The sequence below is a fragment of the Thiocystis violacea genome, from assembly GCF_016583565.1.
Taxonomy (GTDB): domain Bacteria; phylum Pseudomonadota; class Gammaproteobacteria; order Chromatiales; family Chromatiaceae; genus Thiorhodococcus; species Thiorhodococcus violaceus_A.
Window position 1 is genome coordinate 1 of the sequence record NZ_NRRF01000253.1, and the last position, 1,135, is coordinate 1,135.

The following is a 1,135-nucleotide window of genomic DNA, read 5'->3' on the forward strand; positions in this document are numbered from 1 at the left end:
CTAGGATGTTCAATCCCCCGTCATTCTTTCATGCAGTTTTCATGTCGACCGCAGACGGCCTGAACGCCTGCCGTCGCTTGGCCAGCATGGAGTCGCCGAGATGCGTTTTGACCCACTGCTCGACATCCAGGGTGCGCACCGAGGTCATCGCCTCGCGAATGACCGAGGGCGTCAGCTCGGTCAGGAAGGCGGGAATCGCCAACACGAGGCGGCCAATCTCCTTGAGGGGACCGCGCGCGGTGAACGTTTTGTATTTGCCGAAGACCGATTCGATGATGTCGGAGGACGCCAGCCAGGTTTCACCGGGCGGGATTTTGGCGGCTTCCGCCGCGACCCCGTCCAGGATCCGGTCGGTGAAGTCGGCGGCCCGTGGCGTGAGGGTGGCGCGTGGGGCCAGTTTGGCGCGCAGCGGTTCGACGACACCGGCGTGCAGCCCGTTGGATTTGAGGAACGTCTGAATCGCCTTGGACTGCGCCATCATCTGCGCGTAGACCACCAGATCCTCGCGGTACGATCGCACCCAAGCGAAGCCTTCCAGAAAGCGTGCGCGGCCGGTATCAGCGAGATCCCAGAACGCGTCGTCGAGTTCCTCGGGGGTGAGGTCGGACGCCGCCTGCAGGGCCTCGCACAAGGCGGTTGGGTCGGAATACCGGCGGCCCATCAGGGCGCGCAGCGGTTGGACCCGGGCGGCGCCCAAACGGGTGCGCAGGTGGTCCCAGGCCGCGACACTCAGGACGCCGGTCCGCCGAATGGCGCTGAAATCTCCCCGATCATGGTAGGCCAACACATTTTGCGCCCACTCGACATGGGTGTCGACGTGCATGAAGCGCGCCTTGGTGCGTTGGCGCGGCGCCAACAAGAACGCCAGATCGGTCTGCTGAAACGACGCCAGGGTGGTGCGCCCGTCGCTCAACAGCGCCTTCCAGCGTTCGTCCGGCGTCAACTCGGCCTTGAACAGGGTGGCGATACGATGCGAGATGTCATACGTTTCAACACATTTGCTCGCCTGTCAGGGCGAGCGCGTATAATATTTTTCAAAAAGAACCGGTTGCGGCAGTCTATCGGGAAACAGCCTCAGGAGGTTCCCATGTCTGCCAGTATTGTCGATCATTTCGCCCCCCTTAACGACCCGCGC

The 1,135-nt window shown here is 63.0% G+C and carries 1 protein-coding gene; it reads right to left on the reverse strand.

Translation table 11 applies throughout. The features are described 5' to 3' along the window. Positions 1-28: 28 nt before the first annotated feature. Entirely contained in the window at positions 29-943 is a 915-nt protein-coding gene (locus CKO23_RS25065) for a hypothetical protein (RefSeq protein WP_200336308.1), read from the reverse strand. Positions 944-1,135 lie beyond the last annotated feature (192 nt).